The sequence below is a fragment of the Terasakiella pusilla DSM 6293 genome (assembly GCF_000688235.1).
In the GTDB taxonomy this organism is placed as follows: domain Bacteria; phylum Pseudomonadota; class Alphaproteobacteria; order Rhodospirillales; family Terasakiellaceae; genus Terasakiella; species Terasakiella pusilla.
Map to the genome: position 1 here is coordinate 24,394 of NZ_JHYO01000009.1, position 20,400 is coordinate 44,793.

The 20,400-nt window shown below is 51.9% G+C and carries 23 protein-coding genes; 22 read left to right on the plus strand and 1 reads right to left on the minus strand.

Features of this window, described 5'->3' with window-relative positions; all coding sequences use genetic code 11:
- The first annotated feature begins 2 nt into the window (after positions 1–2).
- Genes Q397_RS0107555 through Q397_RS21550 form a run of 3 tightly spaced genes read left to right on the plus strand, consistent with a single transcriptional unit; the run spans position 3 to position 2,476 of the window.
- Complete coding sequence (locus Q397_RS0107555) at positions 3–866, plus strand: ABC transporter permease (RefSeq protein ID WP_028878898.1); 864 nt, start codon at positions 3–5, stop codon at positions 864–866.
- Between the two features lie 7 nt (positions 867–873).
- Positions 874–1,737, plus strand: coding sequence for an ABC transporter permease (locus Q397_RS0107560; RefSeq protein WP_028878899.1), 864 nt, complete (start codon positions 874–876; stop codon positions 1,735–1,737).
- Positions 1,730–2,476 (plus strand): glycerophosphodiester phosphodiesterase family protein, encoded by a 747-nt coding sequence (locus tag Q397_RS21550; protein ID WP_051609807.1) that lies wholly within the window; start codon positions 1,730–1,732, stop codon positions 2,474–2,476. The genes Q397_RS0107560 and Q397_RS21550 overlap by 8 nt, the downstream gene beginning before the upstream one ends.
- Here the strand turns inward: Q397_RS21550 and Q397_RS0107570 are convergent.
- The gene (locus Q397_RS0107570) at positions 2,439–3,395 is read right to left on the minus strand and encodes a LysR family transcriptional regulator (protein WP_028878900.1); all 957 of its coding nucleotides are present in this window, start codon (positions 3,393–3,395) and stop codon (positions 2,439–2,441) included. The two genes, Q397_RS21550 and Q397_RS0107570, sit on opposite strands and share 38 nt — an antisense overlap.
- A gap of 138 nt (positions 3,396–3,533) precedes the next feature.
- On the opposite strand from Q397_RS0107570, the gene Q397_RS0107575 reads away from it, so the two are divergent.
- The 19 genes from Q397_RS0107575 (at position 3,534) to Q397_RS23985 (ending at position 20,393) form a co-directional block, all read left to right on the plus strand.
- Positions 3,534–4,301 (plus strand): transporter substrate-binding domain-containing protein, encoded by a 768-nt coding sequence (locus tag Q397_RS0107575; RefSeq protein WP_028878901.1) that lies wholly within the window; start codon positions 3,534–3,536, stop codon positions 4,299–4,301.
- A 76-nt stretch (positions 4,302–4,377) separates the two neighbouring features.
- A complete protein-coding gene (locus Q397_RS0107580) occupies positions 4,378–5,025 on the plus strand; it encodes an amino acid ABC transporter permease (RefSeq protein WP_028878902.1) in 648 nt (215 codons plus the stop codon).
- 42 nt (positions 5,026–5,067) lie between these two features.
- Complete coding sequence (locus tag Q397_RS0107585) at positions 5,068–5,724, plus strand: amino acid ABC transporter permease (protein WP_028878903.1); 657 nt, start codon at positions 5,068–5,070, stop codon at positions 5,722–5,724.
- Positions 5,725–5,740: 16 nt separating this feature from the next.
- Complete coding sequence (locus Q397_RS0107590) at positions 5,741–6,517, plus strand: amino acid ABC transporter ATP-binding protein (RefSeq protein ID WP_028878904.1); 777 nt, start codon at positions 5,741–5,743, stop codon at positions 6,515–6,517.
- Positions 6,518–6,521: 4 nt separating this feature from the next.
- Positions 6,522–7,871: an aminotransferase family protein gene (locus tag Q397_RS0107595; protein ID WP_028878905.1), complete on the plus strand. Its 1,350-nt coding sequence runs from the start codon at positions 6,522–6,524 to the stop codon at positions 7,869–7,871.
- The gene (locus Q397_RS0107600; RefSeq protein ID WP_028878906.1) at positions 7,871–8,557 is read left to right on the plus strand and encodes a CoA transferase subunit A; all 687 of its coding nucleotides are present in this window, start codon (positions 7,871–7,873) and stop codon (positions 8,555–8,557) included. Before Q397_RS0107595 ends, Q397_RS0107600 begins: the two co-directional genes overlap by 1 nt.
- Entirely contained in the window at positions 8,541–9,194 is a 654-nt protein-coding gene (locus Q397_RS0107605; RefSeq protein WP_028878907.1) for a 3-oxoacid CoA-transferase subunit B, read from the plus strand. Before Q397_RS0107600 ends, Q397_RS0107605 begins: the two co-directional genes overlap by 17 nt.
- A 16-nt stretch (positions 9,195–9,210) precedes the next feature.
- Positions 9,211–10,512 carry an ArgE/DapE family deacylase gene (locus Q397_RS0107610; protein ID WP_028878908.1) on the plus strand — a complete coding sequence of 434 codons (1,302 nt, stop codon included), beginning with the start codon at positions 9,211–9,213 and terminating at the stop codon, positions 10,510–10,512.
- The gene (locus tag Q397_RS0107615) at positions 10,509–11,693 is read left to right on the plus strand and encodes an acetyl-CoA C-acyltransferase (RefSeq protein ID WP_028878909.1); all 1,185 of its coding nucleotides are present in this window, start codon (positions 10,509–10,511) and stop codon (positions 11,691–11,693) included. The genes Q397_RS0107610 and Q397_RS0107615 overlap by 4 nt, the downstream gene beginning before the upstream one ends.
- Before the next feature lie 290 nt (positions 11,694–11,983).
- A complete protein-coding gene (hemP, locus tag Q397_RS23975; protein WP_205618805.1) occupies positions 11,984–12,136 on the plus strand; it encodes a hemin uptake protein HemP in 153 nt (50 codons plus the stop codon).
- Between the two features lie 95 nt (positions 12,137–12,231).
- Positions 12,232–14,244, plus strand: a complete 2,013-nt coding sequence (locus Q397_RS0107625) for a TonB-dependent hemoglobin/transferrin/lactoferrin family receptor (RefSeq protein WP_028878910.1) — start codon at positions 12,232–12,234, stop codon at positions 14,242–14,244.
- Positions 14,238–14,996, plus strand: a complete 759-nt coding sequence (locus tag Q397_RS23980) for an energy transducer TonB (RefSeq protein ID WP_051609809.1) — start codon at positions 14,238–14,240, stop codon at positions 14,994–14,996. Before Q397_RS0107625 ends, Q397_RS23980 begins: the two co-directional genes overlap by 7 nt.
- A gap of 23 nt (positions 14,997–15,019) precedes the next feature.
- On the plus strand, positions 15,020–16,084 hold the full coding sequence (locus Q397_RS21560; RefSeq protein WP_038013090.1) for a hemin-degrading factor: 1,065 nt from the start codon (positions 15,020–15,022) through the stop codon (positions 16,082–16,084).
- On the plus strand, positions 16,071–16,634 hold the full coding sequence (locus Q397_RS0107640) for a MotA/TolQ/ExbB proton channel family protein (RefSeq protein WP_051609810.1): 564 nt from the start codon (positions 16,071–16,073) through the stop codon (positions 16,632–16,634). Before Q397_RS21560 ends, Q397_RS0107640 begins: the two co-directional genes overlap by 14 nt.
- On the plus strand, positions 16,634–17,059 hold the full coding sequence (locus Q397_RS0107645; protein WP_028878912.1) for an ExbD/TolR family protein: 426 nt from the start codon (positions 16,634–16,636) through the stop codon (positions 17,057–17,059). The genes Q397_RS0107640 and Q397_RS0107645 overlap by 1 nt, the downstream gene beginning before the upstream one ends.
- Complete coding sequence (locus Q397_RS0107650; RefSeq protein WP_028878913.1) at positions 17,056–17,898, plus strand: heme/hemin ABC transporter substrate-binding protein; 843 nt, start codon at positions 17,056–17,058, stop codon at positions 17,896–17,898. The genes Q397_RS0107645 and Q397_RS0107650 overlap by 4 nt, the downstream gene beginning before the upstream one ends.
- Before the next feature lie 11 nt (positions 17,899–17,909).
- Entirely contained in the window at positions 17,910–18,932 is a 1,023-nt protein-coding gene (locus Q397_RS0107655) for a FecCD family ABC transporter permease (protein WP_028878914.1), read from the plus strand.
- The gene (locus Q397_RS21565; RefSeq protein WP_051609811.1) at positions 18,929–19,681 is read left to right on the plus strand and encodes a heme ABC transporter ATP-binding protein; all 753 of its coding nucleotides are present in this window, start codon (positions 18,929–18,931) and stop codon (positions 19,679–19,681) included. The genes Q397_RS0107655 and Q397_RS21565 overlap by 4 nt, the downstream gene beginning before the upstream one ends.
- 10 nt (positions 19,682–19,691) lie before the next feature.
- The gene (locus Q397_RS23985) at positions 19,692–20,393 is read left to right on the plus strand and encodes a HugZ family pyridoxamine 5'-phosphate oxidase (RefSeq protein WP_051609812.1); all 702 of its coding nucleotides are present in this window, start codon (positions 19,692–19,694) and stop codon (positions 20,391–20,393) included.
- Positions 20,394–20,400 lie beyond the last annotated feature (7 nt).

Sequence of the window (20,400 nt, forward strand, 5' to 3'; positions counted from 1 at the left end):
CGATGACACAGCAAAGCCCCTTTAGACTGGGATTGATCCTGTTGATGGCGCCGTTATTGATCTGGCTGCTGTCGCTGATTATTATCCCGCACATTGATATGTTTATCCTGTCCTTGCAGGAAAAAGTCGCCCCGCGCGTCTATGAAACCGGCTTTTCCAACTACGCGGAATTTTTTACTGAACCTTTATATTGGAACACCTTCGCCCGTACGGCCTTGATGTCCATTTTGGCAACGGCCTTGACCTTGCTGATCGGTTTTCCGGTGTCGTATTACATCGCAAAAATGGTCCGTGGGCGTGTGCGTATGGTGCTGTTTTTGCTCTGTATGATCCCGTTTTGGGTGAGCGAGCTGGTACGGACTTTCGGCTGGATGATCCTGTTGCGTGAGACGGGCGTGATTAGCAGTTTCCTGCAATATATCGGTTTGACCGATGGGCCGATCGAGTTTTTGTATAACGATGTCTCTATCATGGTGGGCTTGGTCTATACCTCCATGCTGTTTATGGTCGTGCCATTGGTGACGACGCTGGATAGTCTGGATAACAGCCTTGTGGAAGCTGGGTATGATCTGGGCGGCAGTGGCTTTCGGGTCTTGCGTAAGATCGTGATCCCGCATGCGATGCCGGGGATCGTGTCGGGTTGTATCGTGGTCTTTATGTTGTCGCTGGGCAACTATCTGACGCCTGTGTTGTTGGGCGGTAAGGACAGTCTGTGGTTTACCGAACAGATTTATACGCAGTTCATCACACGCTTTAACTGGGAACAGGGCTCCGCCTTTGGCTTTTTGCTCTTGATCCTGTCGTCCTTGATCGTCTGGGCGGGCTTGAAAATTAGCCGTCAGACCTTGTCGAACACAATGGGGTAATGACATTATGATACCTACAATTCCCCAAAGTCGGGCCTTTAAAACGATCTATGCCGGATATGTGACACTGTTTTTCATCTATCTGGCGGCACCCTTGGTGGTCGTATCTGTCTTTGCCTTTAACGACTCTTTGTTTCCGTCCCTGCCGTGGAATGGTTTTACGCTGGACTGGTTTATCGGTGATGGTCAGGGCGAGACGTATAAAGGCCTGTTCCACGAAGATGGCATTCTGGAAAGTATCGGCGTTTCGTTATTCGTGGCCTTGATGGTAACGATCCTGTGTGTCTTTGTCGGCACCTGTAATGCCTTTTTGTTTGAGCGTGAAAACTTCCCGTTTAAAAATGCGCTTTACGTGTTGATGCTGTTGCCGTTGGTGGTGCCGGGGATCATCTTGGGCATTTCCATCCTCGTCTTCTCCAACACGGTTGCCAATGGGGTGGAAGACCTGTTGGGCTGGGATTTGGAATTTCTGCGCCCCGGCCTGTTGCTGGTGGTGCTTGGTCAATTCTCCTTCATCACGACGATTGCAACGCTGGTGATTTCGGCACGTCTGCGTAAATTTGATCGCACCTTGGAAGAGGCGGCGATGAATTTGGGTGCAAGTAAATGGCGTGCGGTACGTACGATCACGTTGCCTTATCTGCGTCCTGCCATGATTGGGGCGGGTCTGATCGCCTTTTTGATGTCCTTTGAAAACTTTAACACCACGTTGATGCTGGTGGGTTCAGACTCCCCATTGACCATCACCATGTTTGATCGCCTGCGCGAAGGCTCCACGCCCGTCTTGAATGCGGTTTCCCTGTTCTTGATGCTGGTGTCCTGCGGCTTGGCGTTGATCAACATTATGTTACAGCGAGAAAAACATGATTGAGTCTAAAACAATCGCCCATCGCTTTGGGGCAGCTTTGGGGCCGGAAAATACCGCCGCCACCCTTAAACTCGCCGTTGAACTGGGGGTGCGTTGGGTTGAGTTTGATGCCTCCCTGTTAAAAGACGGCACGGTCATTGTCTTTCATGATGAGGAGTTTGATCGCTGCACCGATAAAACAGGTCTGTTGAAGGACGCCACATGGGACGATGTCAGCCAGATGGATGGTGGCAGCTGGTTCTCCCCCGATTTTAAGGGGGAGCCGATCCTTGAGTTGGGCGCGGCCTTGCGCTTACTGGATGAAGTGGGCATGAACATTAACCTTGAGATCAAGGTCAATGGCGCGGAACATGTCGAGCTGACAGAGCGCGTCCATCAAATCGTTGCTGAAAACTGGTCGGGCAAAAACAAGTTGCTCTATTCCAGCTTTAGTCACGAGGCCTTGGTGCATTTGCGCAAAATAGATCAGACGGCACAGATCGGGCATTTGTTTGAAGATCTACCGAGCGATTGGCAGGCCCAAGCCGAAGCGGTTAAGGCCATCACAATTCACGCGGATGTGGACGAACTGAGCCGCAACGATATTATGTCGGTGAAGGCTGCGGGCTATCCGCTATATCTCTATACGGTCAACGATGTGGCTCAAGGTCTAGGTTTGCTGGACCAAGGCGTGGATGCGGTGTTCACCGATTGCCCCGATGCGTTTAAAGATACGTCCTCTCCTGCAGGGGCGTTGCTTTAATGGTCTTGATGAAGTGATCGATTAAGGCTTTCTCTGCCGGATTTTTATTGCCTTTCAGTTTGTGGACAAAATGCACGTCCACTTCTGGCAGGTTTTTGTAAGGCGGTAATTGCCAGAGAAGGCCTGCCTCAACATCCTTGCGGGCAATGTGGATGGGCAGGGGACCAATGCCGAAGCCGGTAATGATCATGCGCCGGACTTCCTGCAAACTGGATGAGACACCGCGCAAATGCGGGGAAAGCCGTGCCTTGACCCGCAGTTCGCGCACGCTGCGCAAGACGTCTTGCTGATGATCTGTCTGGAAAGAGACGCTCGGCTCGCCTTCCAATTCCTGAAGTTTGATAGTGTTGCGTTGGAAAAAACGGTGGTCCGGCCCGCAATAAAGCGCGAAGGTTTCCCGGAACATGGGATGATAGTCCAAGCGACTGTCTTTTTGATCGACCAGACAAATCCCGAAGGAAAATTTCTTTTGCAGCAGGTTTTTTAAGACCTCCTTACTTTCCATAATCGAGATGGAAAGGGTGATCTTGGGGTGCTCGCGCGAAAAGGCGGCGAGAGTGTGATCAAAAAAGTCTGCAATCACATGGCTTGCCATGGCAATGGAAATATGGCCCGTCAGTTCGTTACCGGTATTTTCGATGAGTTCCGGCAACAAAGAGATAGCGCGGAAAACCTCGGCACATTCCTGATAGAGCAATTCGCCTTGTTGGGTCACTTTAAATGAACCGGGCGTGCGTTCGATGAGGCGCAAGTCCATACGGGTTTCAAGGCGTCGAAGCGCATTGCTGACGGTGGGTTGTTTCAGCCCCAGATGGTCGGCGGCGTTTGTGATCCCCTGTTGTTCAACGATAACCATGAAGGTACGAAGAAGATTCCAGTCCAACTCCCAAGGGAAGCGCTTGTTTAAAGCTTTCATCATTCACCAAATCTATAATGAATATTCTTATTATATATTTGACTAATGAGAGGGCGGGTGCAAGTTTTATGTCACAAAATATTCTTATTTTAAAAATCTGGGAGAGACTGATTTCTTCCGGAGTAATCAGTGAGGTCAATAATGTTTAAGAAAATCCTGTCTGCTTTTGTTGTCGCTGCGACGGCTGTTGGTGTCACTCTCCCGGCACAAGCGGGCGATCTGGCGCGCATCAAAGAAGAAGGCGTGATGAAGATTGCCATGAGTGGTGCTTACCCTCCGTTTAACTTTGTGAACGAACAAAACGAAGTTGTCGGCTTCGACCCGGCTTTGGGCATCGAGATCGGCAAACGTCTGGGCGTTAAGGTTGAAGTCGTGACCACAGCATGGGACGGGATCATCGGGGGCTTGTTGACCAACAAATATGACGCGATTGTTGGCTCCATGAGCATCACGGAAGACCGTGCCAAAGTTGTTGATTTTGTCGGTCCCTACTACAGCAGCCGCCGCGCTGTGTTCACCAAACCTGACTCAGATCTAAAAAGTGCGAGTCAGCTGAAAGATGCGAAGCTTGCCGTCACTTTGGGGGAAACGCACGAAAAATGGGCGTTGGATCGTGGTTATGAGATCCGCACCTACAAAGGCCTGCCGGAACTGCTTCTGGAACTGGAAAATGGTCGTGTTGACGGTCTGGTAAATGATTACATTGCAGCACACCTCGCCATTAAAGCCAAAGGCTACAACTTTGTTGTGCTGGAAGATCTGGAAGTTGAGCCGTCCGGTCACGGGATCGCCATCCGTAAGGGCAATGAAGACCTGCGCGATGCGATGCAAGCGGCCCTCGAAGAGATCATGAAAGACGGCACGTATATGGAAATTGCCAACAAATGGATCGGTTTTGATATTCGCTAAGTAAAGAACCCCACTTGCCCATCGGGGGGACCCGGTGGGCCTTTTTTAACCAGCGAATGAAAGTGATCTTGGTCTTATGGATGTAGATCTTATCCTCAAGGTATATCCGCATTTTATCAAAGCGGCATGGGTGACGGTGGAATTATCCGTTTTGACCATTCTGCTGGGGTTGGTGTGTGGTGCCTTGGCAGCGGCGGCCCGTCTGTCACGGTTTGCGATTTTACGGTTTATCGGCGCGGCCTATGTGAGTGTCCTGCGCGGTGTGCCGGCCCTGATTTTTTTGTTTCTTTTATATTTTGGCGGCCCGCAGATCGGGATTCAACTGAGCGCCTTTGAAGCCGGTGTTATCGGCTTGGGTGTCAATATCGGTGCCTATATGGCGGAAACCATGCGCGGTGCGATTATTTCGGTGGATAAAGGTCAGGCGGAAGCCGCGCGCACTTTGGGCCTGTCCCGGTTTCAGGCTTTTCGCAAAGTGATCTTGCCTCAGGCCATGCGTTTGATGATCCGTCCTTTGGGCGTCAATATCAACGCGCAGATCAAAGGCACGGCGCTTGTCGCGGCGATCTCGGTGGTGGAGCTAACCTACACGGCGCAGCGCTACATCGGATCCACCTACAAACCGTTTGAGATGTTTTTGCTGGCGGGCGCTTTATATCTGTTCATCATCACGTTGACAGGCAAGGGGATTGCCTACCTTGATCGAAAGGTACGCTTGCCATGATGAAGTTTTTTGATTTTATGCCAACCACGGGGAGCGTACGTCATGGGTCTTGATTTTTCTGTTGTGCCCGATTACCTCGACGTGATCTTTCTCGGGGCGCTCTGGACCATTGCAATTACAGTATGTGCCGGTCTGTTGAGCTTCTTTGGCGGTATCTTTTTTGCGGTCATCGCCCTTTATGGCAATGCTGCGGTTCGTCTGCCCTTTCGGTTTTTTGAATGGCTGTTTATGGGCACGCCGTTGTTGCTGCAACTGTTCCTGATTTATTTTGGTTTGGTGCAAATCGGTATTGATTTACCTGCCTTTGTTGCCGGGGCTATCGGTCTGGGTCTGCATTTTGCGGTCTATAATTCCGAACTGATCCAGACGGCGATTGTGTCGGTTGATAAGGGCCAGATGGAAGCGGCGCGTACGCTGGGTCTGTCACGTGGACAGGCGCTGCGCAAAGTGGTGATCCCGCAAGCTGTGAGGGATGTGATCCCACCGATTGGCAACAATATGATCGCGCTTTTGAAAGATTCCGCACTGGTATCCGTGATCGGGGTGGGGGAATTGACGCTGTCTTCCCAGCTTGCCATCGGACGCACGTACCGCCCGTTTGAATTTTATGCTGTTGCCGCAGCTTTCTATTATCTGATCAACGTGGTTATGGAAGCGGTTTTACGCCGTCTTGAGCGCAAAACCGCCCTGTCACGTTAAGCTTTAAGGACCCAACATGGCTAATTCTGAAAAATTTGTGGAAATCCGGCACGCGCGGAAATCCTATGGAAGCCTTGAAGTGCTCAAGGATATTTCCCTGTCGGTGGACCGTGGCGAGATCGTCGCCATCATCGGCCCGTCCGGTTCGGGCAAATCAACATTGCTGCGGGCGATCAATGATCTTGACTCACTCAGCGGCGGGGAAGTCTGGCTGGACGGTGTGCAGATCAACAAGACCTTGGGGCATCGAGAGTATGAAAAACACATCAATGCCATGCGCCAGCAGGTCGGCATGGTGTTTCAGCACTTCAATTTGTTTCCCCATATGAGCGTGCGTGACAATGTCACCATGGCGCCAAAATTGCTCAAGGGCATTTCGGACAAGGAAGCCGAAGCATTGGCGATCGAACAGTTAAACCACGTTGGGATGCTGGAACGGATTGATTATTATCCCTCTCAACTATCCGGTGGGCAAAAACAACGTGTCGCCATTGCGCGTGCCTTGGCGATGAAGCCCAAGGTCATGCTGTTTGATGAAGCAACCTCCGCCCTTGACCCAGAACTGGTTGAAGAAGTGAACCAGGTTATGAAAATGTTGGCGGAAGAACATATGACCATGGTGATCGTCACGCATGAAATGGATTTCGCAGCCTCCGTCTGTGATCGTGTGATCTTTATGGATGGCGGTGTCGTCGTCGAAGAAGGCGCGCCGGAACAGGTTTTCCGCAATCCAAAAGAAGAACGTACCCGCGCCTTTTTGCGCAAGCATCTTAGTGTCCATGGGAAAGGATAAAACCATGAGCCAAACGTCAAACCTGTTTTATCAATCCGGCACCACCCGTCCGTTTTTGGACCGTGGCGAAGGAATTTACCTGATCGACAAAAGCGGCAAACGCTATCTGGATGGCTGTAGTGGGGCGATGGTGTCCAACATCGGGCATTCCAATCCCACTGTGCTGGCCGCGATGCGTGAACAAATGGACAAAGCGACCTTCGGTTATCGCTTGCACTTTCAAACAGAAGCATCGGAACAACTGGCAAGCCTGACCGCCTCGTTAATGCCGGAAGGTCTGGACCGGGTGTTCTTTGTCTCCGGCGGGTCTGAAGCGGTGGAAAGCTGCATCAAGCTGGCGCGTCAGTATGCCATCGTAAACGGGCAGGAAAGTCGCTGGAAAGTGATTTCGCGCCATCCCTCCTATCATGGCTGTACCCTAGGGGCGTTGGCCTTGACGGGCTATGATCCGCTTGCCAAACCCTTTGCGCCCATGATGCAGGAGATGCCGAAGATTGCCGCACCGACCTGTTATCTGGATCGTGACGATCTGTCGGATCAGGAGCGTGGCTTAAAATACGCCAACCTGTTGCGTGATGAAATCATCGCCCAAGGGCCGGATACGGTGCTTGCGTTTATTATGGAACCTGTGGGCGGGGCCGCAACCGGGGCTTTGGTCGCGCCGGATAGTTATTACAAACGCATCCGCGAGATCTGCGACGAGTTTGGCATCCTGTTGATTTATGATGAGGTCATGACGGGCGCAGGCCGGACAGGCAAGTTTTTGGCCTGTGAACACTGGGGTATTAAACCGGATATCATCTCCCTGTCCAAAGGGTTTGCGGCGGGCTATGCGCCGTTGGGGGCGATGGTCGCGGATCGCAAAATTGTAGATGCGGTCTTAGGCAATGGCGGCTTTTTGCACGGCTTCACCTACGCAGGCAATCCATTGGCCTGTGCAACCGGTCTTGCGGTTGTCACAGAGCTATTGGAGAAAGATATCATCAGCAATGGCGCACGGATGGGGGATTTGATAAAGACCCGTCTTGAAAGCCTGATGGATCGCTTCCCATTTATCGGGGATGTGCGCGGCAAAGGGTTGTTGCTGGCCTTTGAACTGGTGAGTGATCGTGAGACTATGGAGCCGCTGGACCCCAGCTTTAACGCCTTCACCCGTTTGGTCGATCTGGCTTATGAGCGCGAATTGATCACCTATTCGCGCCGCACCCGTGGCGGCACCAAGGGCGATCACTTTATGGTCTGCCCGCCCTTGATTATTACCGAGCCGCAAGTGGATGAACTGATGAACAAGATGTCAGACAGCCTTGAGGCCTTGGCGCGTGAATTTGATCTGCCGGTAGAAAGGGCAGCCTAATGATTATCAAACAATCCGATGTGCGCGAGGCAATCGCGCGCATCCCAGACGGCGCGACCGTTTGCGTCGGCGGGTTCGGTGTGCCCGGAACACCGTTTTATCTGTTGCAGGAACTGGTGCGTCACGGTGCAAAAGACCTGACCATTGTGAAAAATGATGCCAACGAAAGGGGCATGGGCGTGGATCATCTGTTGAAGAACGGACAGGTGAAAAAACTGATCGTGACTCACATCGGCCTAAATGCAAACGCCATCCGCATGATGAATGAAGCCGAGATTGAGGTGGAGTTTAACCCCCAAGGTATTTTGGCGGAAAAACTGCGTGCAGCCGGGGCTGGCCTGCAAGGGATTTTGACCGATGTGGGCATCGATACCACCTTGGCAGAAGGCAAAACCATCATCACTTATGACGGTCGCCAATGTATCGTGGAGCCGCCGATCAAAGCAGATTTTGCCCTGATCCATGCGGCGATTGCGGACCAGACGGGCAATGTACGCTACAGCGCCACGGCGCAAAACTTTAACCCCCTGATGGCGATGGCGGCTGATTGCGTCATCTGTGAAGCCGAACAGGTGGTTGAAGCCGGTCGTCTGGACGCCGACCTGATCCATACCCCATCCCCCTTTGTCGATCATGTGGTGGAAATTGCCGAATTGTCGGAGGAATACAATGTCATTAGACGCTAAAACCCGCATGCTCCATCGTGCGGCCCATGAATTGAAGGACGGCATGTTCATCAATCTAGGGATTGGTTTGCCGACACAGCTGGTCAATTACGTGGATGAAGGGGCCAATGTGTGCCTGCATTCCGAAAACGGTATGTCCGGTGTGGGGCCGCTTGTGCCCTATGAGAAAGCGGATCGTAACCTGATCGATGCGGGCGGGGGCTATGTGTCACGCCTTGCCGGATCAGCCTTTTTTGACAGTGCTTTGTCCTTTGCGATGGTGCGTCGCGGGCGATTGGACCTGACGGTGTTAGGTGCCTTTGAAGTGGCCATGAACGGAGACCTTGCCAACTGGATGATCCCCGGCAAGTTCACGCCCGGTATTGGCGGCGCAATTGAATTGGCGCAGAAGACCCCGCGCGTGGTCATTTTAACGACCCATCAGGATAAAAAGGGACAGTCCAAAATCGTGCGCGAATGTTCCCTGCCACTGACGGCGAAAAAATGCGTCAACCGCATCTATACGGATATGGCGGTGATGGATGTCCTTGAGGATGGCTTGATCCTGAAAGAGATCGCGGACGGCTTGAGTATTGAGGATGTGGTCAAAGCCACGGCCGCGCCGTTGCAAATCGCCGATACCATTGTGCATTTTTAGATAAAGTAGAACGATTATGGCAAAGACAGAACAGATCATGGCGGCGATTGACGCCCGCTTTGATGACCAAATTGAGTTTTTGGACAAGCTCACCCGCTTTCCCTCCACCCGCGGGCAGGAAGAAGGCGCGCAGAAATTTTTAGCAGCCGAGTTGGAACAGCGCGGCTATCAAACGGACCTGTGGGAAGTGAAGGTCGAGGATATCGCGCATCTGCCCGGATTTTCGCCTGTGATTGGCAATTATGACAACGCCCTAAACGTGGTCGGCACCCATAAAAGCAAACAGAATAAGGGTAAATCCCTGATCCTGAACGGACATATTGATGTGGTGCCGGTTGGCCCCTTGGATATGTGGGATGTGGCGCCGTTTGATCCGTTTTGTAAAGACGGCTGGATGTACGGGCGCGGCGTTGGGGACATGAAGGCGGGCATCGTTGCCAACCTGTTTGCGCTGGATGCGTTGCGTGCCTGCGGTGTCCAGCCATCCGCAGATGTGCATTTTCAGTCGGTGGTTGAGGAAGAATGTACCGGCAACGGCGCACTGGCCTGTTTGCAACGTGGCTACACCGCAGATGCCGCCCTGATCCCGGAACCCTTTAGTGAAAAACTGATCAGCGCGCAAATCGGCGTGATCTGGTTTCAGGTCCATTTAAAAGGGATACCCGTGCATGTGTTGGAAGCGGGCAACGGGTCCAACGCGATTGAAGCATCCTATCCGGTGATTGCCGCCTTGAAAGAACTGGAGAAAGAATGGAACGCGCCTGAATGTCGTAACCCGCACTATCATAGCTGCGATCACCCCTTAAACCTGAACATTGGCAAGATTGAAGGCGGTGATTGGGCCTCTAGCGTGCCTTCGTGGTGTTGTCTGGATGTGCGCATGGCGATCTTCCCCGGTCAGGACTTAAAGGAAGCGCAAAAACGCATTGAAGATTGTATCGCCAAAGCGGCTCGACAAGATGCCTTCTTGACGAAAAATCCGCCCACAGTGGTCTATCACGGCTTTTTGGCAGAAGGCTACGCGTTGGCGGATCATAAAAAGGACGAAGCAATCCAAGCCATTGGTGCTCTTGAAACGGCCCATCAGACTGTGACGGGTAAAGGGCTGGAGCAATTTGCGGTGACAGCAACGACAGATGCGCGCTTCTTCGGGCTTTATGCCGATATTCCGGCGCTAGTCTATGGCCCGCATGCCGAAGCCATCCATGGCTTTAACGAACGGGTGGAGCTGGAGTCCGTGAAACGCGTCACCAAATCCATCGCGCTGTTTATCGCCAATTGGTGCGACCTCGAACCCTTGGAAGGAGCATCTTCATGAGCAAAGCTGTTATCGTATCCACAGCACGTACCCCCATCGGCAAAGCCTATCGCGGTGCTTTTAACAACCTTGCCGGCCCCTCGCTTGCTGCCCATGCCATGAAAGCGGCAGTGGAACGTGCAAAGATTGATCCGGCCCAGATTGAAGATGTGATCATGGGCTGTGCCTTGACCCAAGGCTCAACGGGGGTGAACGTGGCGCGCCATGCGGCACTTGCGGCAGGGTTTGGCGTTGGGGTGGCGGGCGCAACGGTGGATCGCCAATGTGCCTCCGGTCTGTCAGCCATTGCCATGGCGTCAACACAAGTGGCGTGTGGGGATGCGGATGTGGTACTGGCTGGCGGGATGGATAGCATCAGTCTGGTCCAGAACGAACATTTTGATATGTATCGCTACAAAGACCCGGCGGTGGAAAGAGACATGCCATCCTATTATGACAGTATGTTGGAAACGGCCCAAACGGTTGCGCGTGCATATAACGTGAGCCGTGATGAACAGGACATCTATGCCTTGTTAAGCCAACAACGAACGGCAAATGCGCAAGCTGCGGGCCTGTTTGCGAAGGAGATTATCCCCGTCACTGCCACAAAAATGAATGTGGATCGTGAAACGGGCGAAACATCTTATGAAGAGGTCGTGTTATCCGCTGATGAATGTAATCGCCCGCAAACCACCCTTGAACAACTGGGGAGCCTGAAACCGGTGATGGGGGAGGGAACCAGCATCACCGCAGGCAATGCCAGTCAGCTCTCAGATGGTGCTAGTGCTATGGTGGTGATGGACGCAAAAGTCGCAGAACAGCAAGGCCTGTCGCCCTTGGGGGCGATGATCGGCATGGTGAGTTGTGGCTGCGAGCCGGGGGAAATGGGGATCGGTCCGGTCTATGCCATTCCCAAGCTTTTGAAACGTCACGGTTTAAGTATGGATGACATTGGCTTGTGGGAGATCAACGAGGCCTTTGCCTCCCAGCTTGTTTATTGCCGCGACCATCTGAACATCCCACACGATCGTTTGAATGTGAACGGCGGGGCAATCTCCATCGGGCACCCTTATGGGATGACGGGGGCGCGCATGGCGGGGCATGTCTTGTTGGAAGGCAAGCGCCGGGGTGTCAAATATGGCGTCGTCAGCATGTGTGTTGGTGGCGGTCAGGGATCGGCTGGATTGTTTGAAATCTACTAAAAGAAAGACCCATGAAACTTGAGGACATCGTTTTCGGTGCCCTTTTTTTTGTGCCGAATCTATGTATGTAAAGGACGAGGCGAGGATGTTTTTAAACTCATGATAGATTTACATCTTGAACGCTAAGATCAAAAGATAAAGAAAAACCGCCGTTTCTTGGTAGAAAGCGCAATATTGATAATGATTATCATTAAATATTGACATGCTAATCTATTATTGATAATCACTCGCAATAAGTTGAGTCTATATGGACTTTCACACAGATGGAATACCGAAAAGGAAGCAACGTAATGAACGATGGCAAGCGTGAGGTCACCCTTTCAAATAATAAGATTGAAAGCCGTGAACTATTCTTGGAAATGCGAGAGCTCACAATCGTTCATAACAACGAAGAATATAAACTTCGTATCACTGGAAACAGTAAGCTTATTTTGACGAAATAACGGTCAGTAGCCAGCCACCCAAAGCGCCTCCCTTTAAAAATTCGCGCATATAGGCAGCAAGCCACAACCAGCAACCACACAATAAAGGATCAGTTATGCAGAAAAAACTGCAACTGGCGTTTGGTGCTGCCTTGTTGTCTACAACATGTCTTACCAATGCCTCTGCGCAAGAAGCGCAAACTCTTAAGGTGAATTCCTCATTGGATGAGGTAACGGTTTACGCAACCCGTTCCGAAGCCAACGTTTTTGATGTTCCGGCTATGGTGTCCACGGTCAATACAGAAGCAGCAGGCGTTGCTACATCCGGCACGATCTCTCAGGTGTTGGATCAGGTGCCGGGTGTTACCGTCGTGGGCGGCCCGCGTCGTGCTGCACAAATTGTGACGATCCGCGGGTTTGATAGCGATGCTATTTTGACCATGGTCGATGATCGTCGTCAAAACTTTGAATCGGGCCACGACGGGCGTATTTTTATTGATCCTGCGTTGTTGAAGTCGGTTGAAGTGGTTAAGGGCGGGGCGTCCGCGATTTATGGCGGTGGTGCCGTTGGTGGTGTTGTCGCGTTTAAGACCAAAGATGCCGCTGATTTGCTGGAACCGGGTGAAAAAATGGGGGCGTTGACCTCCCTTGGCTATCGCAGTGCAACGGGTGAGTTTAGTGCCACACAAGCAGCCTATGGCCGCACGGAAAATCTCGATCTGTTGGCAAGCTTGAACTACCGCAAGGCCGGTGACGTACAGATGGGCGCGGCCGTCCATAGTATTGGCAGCAATGATCTGCCCGCACGTGATCGTTTGAAATCGGGTCTGGTTAAAGCCGGGCTGACATTCGGTGATTATCATACTGTAAGTGCCAACATTCATCGTCTGGACCAAGATAGTGAAGAACCGTCCACGAACAGTGGGGTGACAACATCGTCTAACGCGACTGTCGATAAAGAAATTGATGACCTGCAACTGGGGCTGAAATACGCCTATGATAATCCAGACAACAATTGGCTGAAGCCAAGTGTGCATGTCTATCGGAACCGCAGCGAAGTTTTTGAAACAGATTTGACGGGCAGTCGTGCAGGCCGCGAGAAGATGCGCCGCATGACCACAGTTGGTTTTACCGCTGACAACCAGTCTATCTTGTCTGTATCTGATGCACATAGCCACACTTTATCGTACGGTGTGGAATATTATACCGACAAACAAGACGGTGAAAGTAACAGTACGGCCTTTGGTGGGGTGCCGAATGCAGAAGGTCAGGCTTATGGTGTCTATCTGCAGGATCAAATTGATGTGAATACAGGCGCGGGTGAGTTGTCTATCATTCCTGCGCTGCGTTATGACAAATATAAAAGTGATGATGAAGACGGCAATTCTTTGAATGAAGGGGCTGCTTCGCCAAAACTGTCTTTGAGCTATAAGCCGGTTGAACAACTGATGCTGTTCGGGAGCTGGTCCAAGGCATTTCGTGCACCAAACCTGACGGAAGTTTATGCCGATGGTCAGCACTGGTTTGGCAACAACTTCCAAGCAAACCCGGATTTGAAGCCGGAAACCGTGACAACCATTGAAGTGGGGGCGGGCGTTGATTTTAAGGAACTGTTGAGTAGCAATGACCGTCTGCAAGTCAAAGGAAGCATGTTTAGAGCCCGTGGCGAAGATTTTATTGATCAGGAAATCACGGCGACAACCACAAAATACATCAACATTGACAAGGCCGAGCTGAAAGGTTGGGAGTTGGAAGCCAAGTACGGTTTTGCCCCGTTTACTGCCAGTGCGGGCCTGAGCTATGTGCGTGCGCGCAACAAGGTGACGGATAAATATCTGGAAGCTAGCGAGCCGCTGACCCTGACCACGGGTCTGAGCTATGATGTGGCCTCGATCGATAGTACCTTTGGTTGGAACGCGAAATTTTCTGACCAGAACCATGAAACGGCAACAGCAAGCCTGCGCAAAGATGGCTATGCGGTTCATGACATCTATTATCGCTACCAGCCGACCAACAATCTGATTGTTGATCTGGGGATCGATAACGTCTTTGACGAAGCCTATAAAGCCAGCACAACCCTTTATGAAGAAGGGCGCAGCTTTGTCGGCAAGGTTACCTATAAATGGTAGCCGCAACCGTCATAGGTGAGGATAAAGCTGTCAGGTGGCTCGGCTACCTGACGGCTTCGTCCTGTCTGGTGTTTGCGCTGGCAACCTATATCGAATTGGCAAAACCACAGCCTGTCTTGTCTGTGCCTCAGGTCTTGAAGGTCAGTCTAAAAACCTTGGCAGCCCCTAAACAGGTGGTCGAGGTTGCTGCCGCTCCGGTCGCACCGGTGCAACCCGTACAGCCCAAAACCCCGCCTGTGGTCAGCCAAAAGCAAGCGGTGAAAAAGGTTGCACCAATCCAAAAACACGAACCTGTAAAACCGGCTCCTGTTGTTGCGAAGGTGCAGCCGAAGTTGGTTGAAAAAGTGGTGCCCCCTGCAAAACCAACCCCGCCTAAACCCGTTTTAAAAACCGACCCTAAGCCACAGCCCGTGGTGAAAAAGACGCCAGCCCCCAAGACAGTTTCACCTGTTGAAACAACGACTAATAATAAGGGTAAAGACAAGGCAACGGTTATTCAAAACGCAAGCTATCGCAAGCAAGTGCCGCCAGTCTATCCGCGTCGCGCGTTTGATTTGGGTCAGCAAGGTGTTGTGATGTTGCATGCCGAGGTCATGCCCAATGGCAAGCCCAAGACATTAAAGGTTTTTAAGTCCTCAGGTCATCGCCTGTTGGATAAAGCGGCCCTGTCTGCCGTCAAGAAATGGGAATTTGAGACAGACCCAACACAAGTGACATGGGTTAGTGTCCCGGTCCGTTTCGTCATCAACTAATTTTTTGAACAAGGAAACTTCACATGAATGCACAAGAAATTTTGGATAAAATGGCAGCCATCAAAGCTGATAATCCTAAAATGTACGCTCGTAATCTCGCACAGGAAATCGGTGTTTCTGAAGGAGAGCTGGTCGCCGCCCAAGTCGGTGACAAAATCATCCGCTTGAAGCCGGAGATGGAAGAGATCCTGCAAAGCCTGGAACCACTCGGTCGCCTGATGGCCCTGACCCGCAATGAGTCTTGTGTGATTGAACGCAAGGGCGTTTACAAAGGCGGGCGTTTTTACAAGCATGGCAAAATGTCCATGGGCCTGTTTGTGGATCAAAAAGGCATCGATCTGCGCTTGATCATGATGCATTGGAAATTTGCGTTTGCTGTCGAAGATGCTGCGAAAGGAAACTTCAGCCTGCAATTCTTCAACCAAGCGGGGGAAGCACTACACAAAATCTATCTGACAGATACGTCTGACAAAGCGGCCTATGAGGCCTTGGTTGAGACGTTTAAAGCCGAAGATCAATGTCCCGGTATCGCGGTCGAGCCGATGGGTGATGAGCCTGCCACCAAGGAAGATGGCGATGTCAACTGGCAAGGCCTGCGCGATCATTGGGAAAACCTAAAAGACGTGCACGACTTTCACCCCATGCTGCGTAAATACAAAGTCAGCCGCGAGCAGGCTTTTCGCAAAATTGGCGAAGACTTCGCCTATGCGGTTGAAAATGACTCTGCACGCCGTGTGCTGGAGCTGGCAAAAGAAAAACAGTGCGAGATTATGTCCTTTGTCGGCAACAAGGGCTGCATTGAGATCAACACCAGTATCCCTGACAAATTGATGGAGCGCGGCCCGTGGTTTAACGTGCTGGACCCGGACTTTAACCTGCACCTGAACGAAGACATGATCGCGCGCAGTTGGGTGACCAAAAAACCGACCAAAGACGGGATCGTCACGTCTTTGGAAGTTGTGGATCAAGACGGCAATATCATCATCACTTTCTACGGTCAGCGTCTGGAAGGTCAGCCGGAATTGCCGAAATGGCGCGAGATTGTTGAGGCGCTGACAAAGAAAGAAATGGTCAATGCTGCCGAGTAACCTTGAGCTACCTGCGTGGTTTGACTTGCTTGGTCTGATGGGAGGGCCGCTGGTGTTATGTGCACTGGCGGTCGTCGCCATCGCGCTGGAACGTTTTGTCTTTTACATCAAGTTGAGTGTCAGATGGTCATCCTATTATGACAATGTTGCACGTCATATCGAACGATTGAAAGACCACCCCAAAGACTTGCGTGATGAAGTTGCAAGCCAGATCGTGCAGGAAATTCGTAAAAGCTTTTTCTCCGGCATTAATCTGTTGCGCACCATTTCGGTGATTAGTCCCTTGTTGGGGCTGTTGGGGACGATCCTTGGGATCATTACGGCGTTTAAGGTGATTGCGATGCAGACCGGTCCAGTGTCCCCGAACATGATCGCGGACGGATTGTGGGAGGCCATGCTGACGACGGCGGTGGGGCTGGTGATTGCCTTACCTGCCATTATGACAGCGTATATTTTTAGGTATCTGGCAGATGCCAAGCTGCACAAAATCTGCCTGAAGCTGAACCGTCTGTCTATGTCCTATGAGCTGGAAAAATATAAGGACATCTGATGATCAAGCTGGATGAAACCGACGATACTGTGTTGAGCGACATTGCACCGGACTTAACGCCCATGCTGGATATTCTGTTTATCCTGCTGGTGTTTTTTATTTTGACGGCGGGTGCGGTGTTTCAATCATTGGAACTGACCCTGCCGGAAAATGTCAGCGAGGAATTGGAGCTGGCACATGAGCCGAAACACATCATGCTTGAAATCCGCCCGCAGAATTATGCGCTGGACGGGGAAGAATTTTTGACCCTTGAAGACCTGAAAGATCGGGTCAGCAAGGCTGTACGGGCCAAACCCGATTACGAATTGATCGTGGCAGGCGATAAACAGGCGTCGATTGAACGGTTGTTAAACGTTCTCACGTACCTGCAATCCCAAGGGATCGATGCCGCCAATATACTGATGCAAAAGGATATGTCGAAATGAGACTGCCGCTTTTTTTATTGCTTACTTTCATTTTTGTGGCCCCTGTTTCGGCAGATGAGGCAAACCGGATCGTCTCCATTGACGGGGCGAATACGGAAATTCTGTATGCTTTGGGCATGGGGGATAAAATCGTCGGCACGGATACCACCAGCACCTATCCAGAAGAAGCGACAAAGACCGAGAAAGTCGGCTATATGCGTGCTTTATCTGTGGAAGGGGTGTTGTCCTTAAAACCCGATATGGTGATTTTAAGTGACGAAGCCGGGCCACCACCCGTGTTGGCGCAGCTTAAACAGGTGGGCGTGAAACTGGTTTCGGTGAAAGCAGGGCGCACCATCGAAGATATCCGTAAAAATGTGATCCAGATTGCAAGCGAAGTTAACGCAGACGCCGCAGGTGTTGAGCTGGTCAAACGCATTGATGCGGACCTGATTGCGCTAAATACGGCCATTCGCGCACATGCAACCGTCCCGCGTTTGATGTTTATCCTGCAACATGGCGGCGGTGCGCCGATGGTGGCTGGCACAAAGACCGCCGCAGACAGTATCATCAAACTGGCGGGTGCTGAAAATGTGGTGGCAGATTATGAAGGCTATAAACCACTTACACCCGAAGCGGCTGTTAAAATGCAGCCGGATTATATTCTGGTGACAAATATGGGGCTGGATCAGGCGGGGGGATTGGATGCCTTTGCCGATATCCCCGGTGTCAACCTGACCGACGCAGCGAAAGAAAAACGCATCATCGCCATGGACTCTTTGTACCTGTTAGGGTTTGGTCCGCGCACCGCTGAGGCGGCCTTGAAATTGCGACAGCAGTTTGGCGCAGGCCAGTCATGAAAGAGGCCGTCATGTCCAACCGATTTATACAACAGGTGTTGAAGACCCAGACGAACGTTTTGTTTTTGATGGGATTGGTCTGTTCTGGCCTGATTGCGGTCAGTGTCGGGGCGATTGAAATTCCGGTCTTTGGCATTCTGGCAAATAGTCTCGATCAGATGCAGGAAACCGTCCTGACGCAAATCCGTTTACCGCGGGTGTTGTTGGCAGGGCTGGTCGGGGCTGGCCTTGCCGTTTCGGGTGCGGCCATGCAAGGCCTGTTTCGCAATCCACTGGCAGACCCCGGTTTGATCGGGGTCTCTAGCGGGGCCGCTTTGGCGGTTGCGGTTTTGATCGTGTTGGGCGGTAAATTTGCAGGCACTTTGGGATTGTACGGGATGAGTGTCGCTGCGTTTTCCGGTGGGTTAGTGGCGTCCTTGTTGATCTTTCGGATTGCCGCAACATCGGGGACATTTTCTGTCACCTATCTGTTGCTGGCGGGGATCGCGATCAATGCGTTGTCCGGTGCGGCGACGGGGTTTTTGACCTACCTCAGTGATGATCAGCAATTGCGCACCTTTACCTTTTGGACCATGGGCAGTCTGGGCGGGGCGCTTTGGCCATCGGTGATTGTGGCGGCCAGTATTATCCTGCCGACCATCTTTATCCTGATGCGCTATGCCCGCAGCCTGAACGTTTTGATGTTAGGTGAAGATGAGGCCAAGCATCTGGGGGTCAAGACCAAGGATTTAAAGCGTGTTGTGGTGATTTGCGCAGCCCTGTGTGTGGGGGCGAGTGTCGCGGTTAGCGGCATGATCGGCTTTATCGGCTTGTTGGTGCCGCATCTGATCCGCTTGATGATCTCGTCTGATCATCGCCAGCTTATCCCGTTGGCAGCAGTGCTGGGGGCGGTTTTGTTGATTTTGGCTGATACGTTGGCCCGTGTGGTTGTCGCCCCTTCTGAGATGCCGGTGGGCGTGTTGACCAGCATGATCGGCGGGCCGTTCTTCCTGTGGCTTTTGGTGAGACAGTTTTCAAATAGGTTTGGCATATGATTGAAGCACAGCATATTTCCTACAGTGTGGGGGAAAAGCACATCCTGCAGGACGTCAACCTGCGCCTGTCCCATGGCGAGATGTTGGCGATTTTGGGACCGAACGGGGCGGGCAAGTCCACCTTGTTAAAGGTTTTGACGGGAACGTTGACGCCGGATCAGGGGCGCGTGCAGATTGATGGGCAGGGGATTGACGAGTATTCCATCCTGCAATTGTCAAAAAAGCGCGCGGTCTTGTCGCAATCCGCCCAGATCACCTTTCCCTTTATCGCGCGTGAGATTGTGATGATGGGACGATCGCCCCATTTGGTGGATCGCGAAAGTCATGATGATCACCGCATTGTGGATGAGATTTTATATCGCTTGGATGCGGTTGATCTCTCAACCCGTATGTTTTCCACCCTATCGGGCGGGGAGCAACAGCGTATCCAGTTTGCCCGTGTGCTGGCCCAAATCTGGGATCAGCAGGGCGCCTATCTGTTTTTGGATGAACCGACGTCTGCGCTTGATCTCAAGCAGCAGCTTAACATTGTAGAGTTGGCACGCGAGCTTTCGCATGAGCGGGGCTATGCCGTTTGCATGATCGTCCATGACTTGAATCTTGCCAGACATTACGCCGATCATGTGATGTTTTTGAAAAACGGTCGCGCGGTTGCTTTTGGCACGCCCGAAGGTGTTTTACAAACCCGATCGATTGCGGATACATTTGATATCCCCGATGCCTACGCCATGAAGTTTGCCTATACGTGAGGAAAATATAATGAAAAAAGAACTCCCCCTTGTCCAGTCATCCGACGAAGTGGGCTTTGAGGCCCGCAAGGTGTTGCGCAACTGTGTGTCTGGCGTGATCGGCACTGTAGATCGCAACGAAGGTTATGCCTATACCTCTTTTGGCTCCATCGGCATTACATGGCGGGGGGAGCCGATCTTTCTCTGGTCCGATTTGTCGGATCATACCCAAAATGCCAAACAGGACCCGCGTGTGTCCTTGCTATGTGAACAGGCCTCCCATCGCAGCAACCCGCAAGCCGGTGCGCGGGTGACCTTGGTCGGAACCGTGCGTCCTTGCGACGATGACGTTTTAAAAGCGCAATATTTTGCCAAACATCCCAGTGCGCAAATGTATGCGGGGTTTGATGATTTTAATTTTTATGCCTTTACGCTGGAAAAGGCGCATTCCGTCGGGGGATTTGGCAAGGCGGTCTGGGTGGAGCGCGATCATTTTTTATGTGCGCCGGACAGTGCAGACTTGTTTGCCAAGGAACAGGATCAGCTGTTGGCAGGGTACGAGGCACTGGCAAGCCGATTGGCAGGTGCGCCAGAGGCGGAGCTCAGCCGGATTGACCCGGATGGGCTCGATCTGCGCTTAAAAGGGCGGAACCTGCGGCTCGATTTTAGCAAGGAAGTGGCAAGCCTTGACGAGGCAAGGGCGGAAATAGAACTCTTGTTGAGCAAAGTCTAGACCAAAA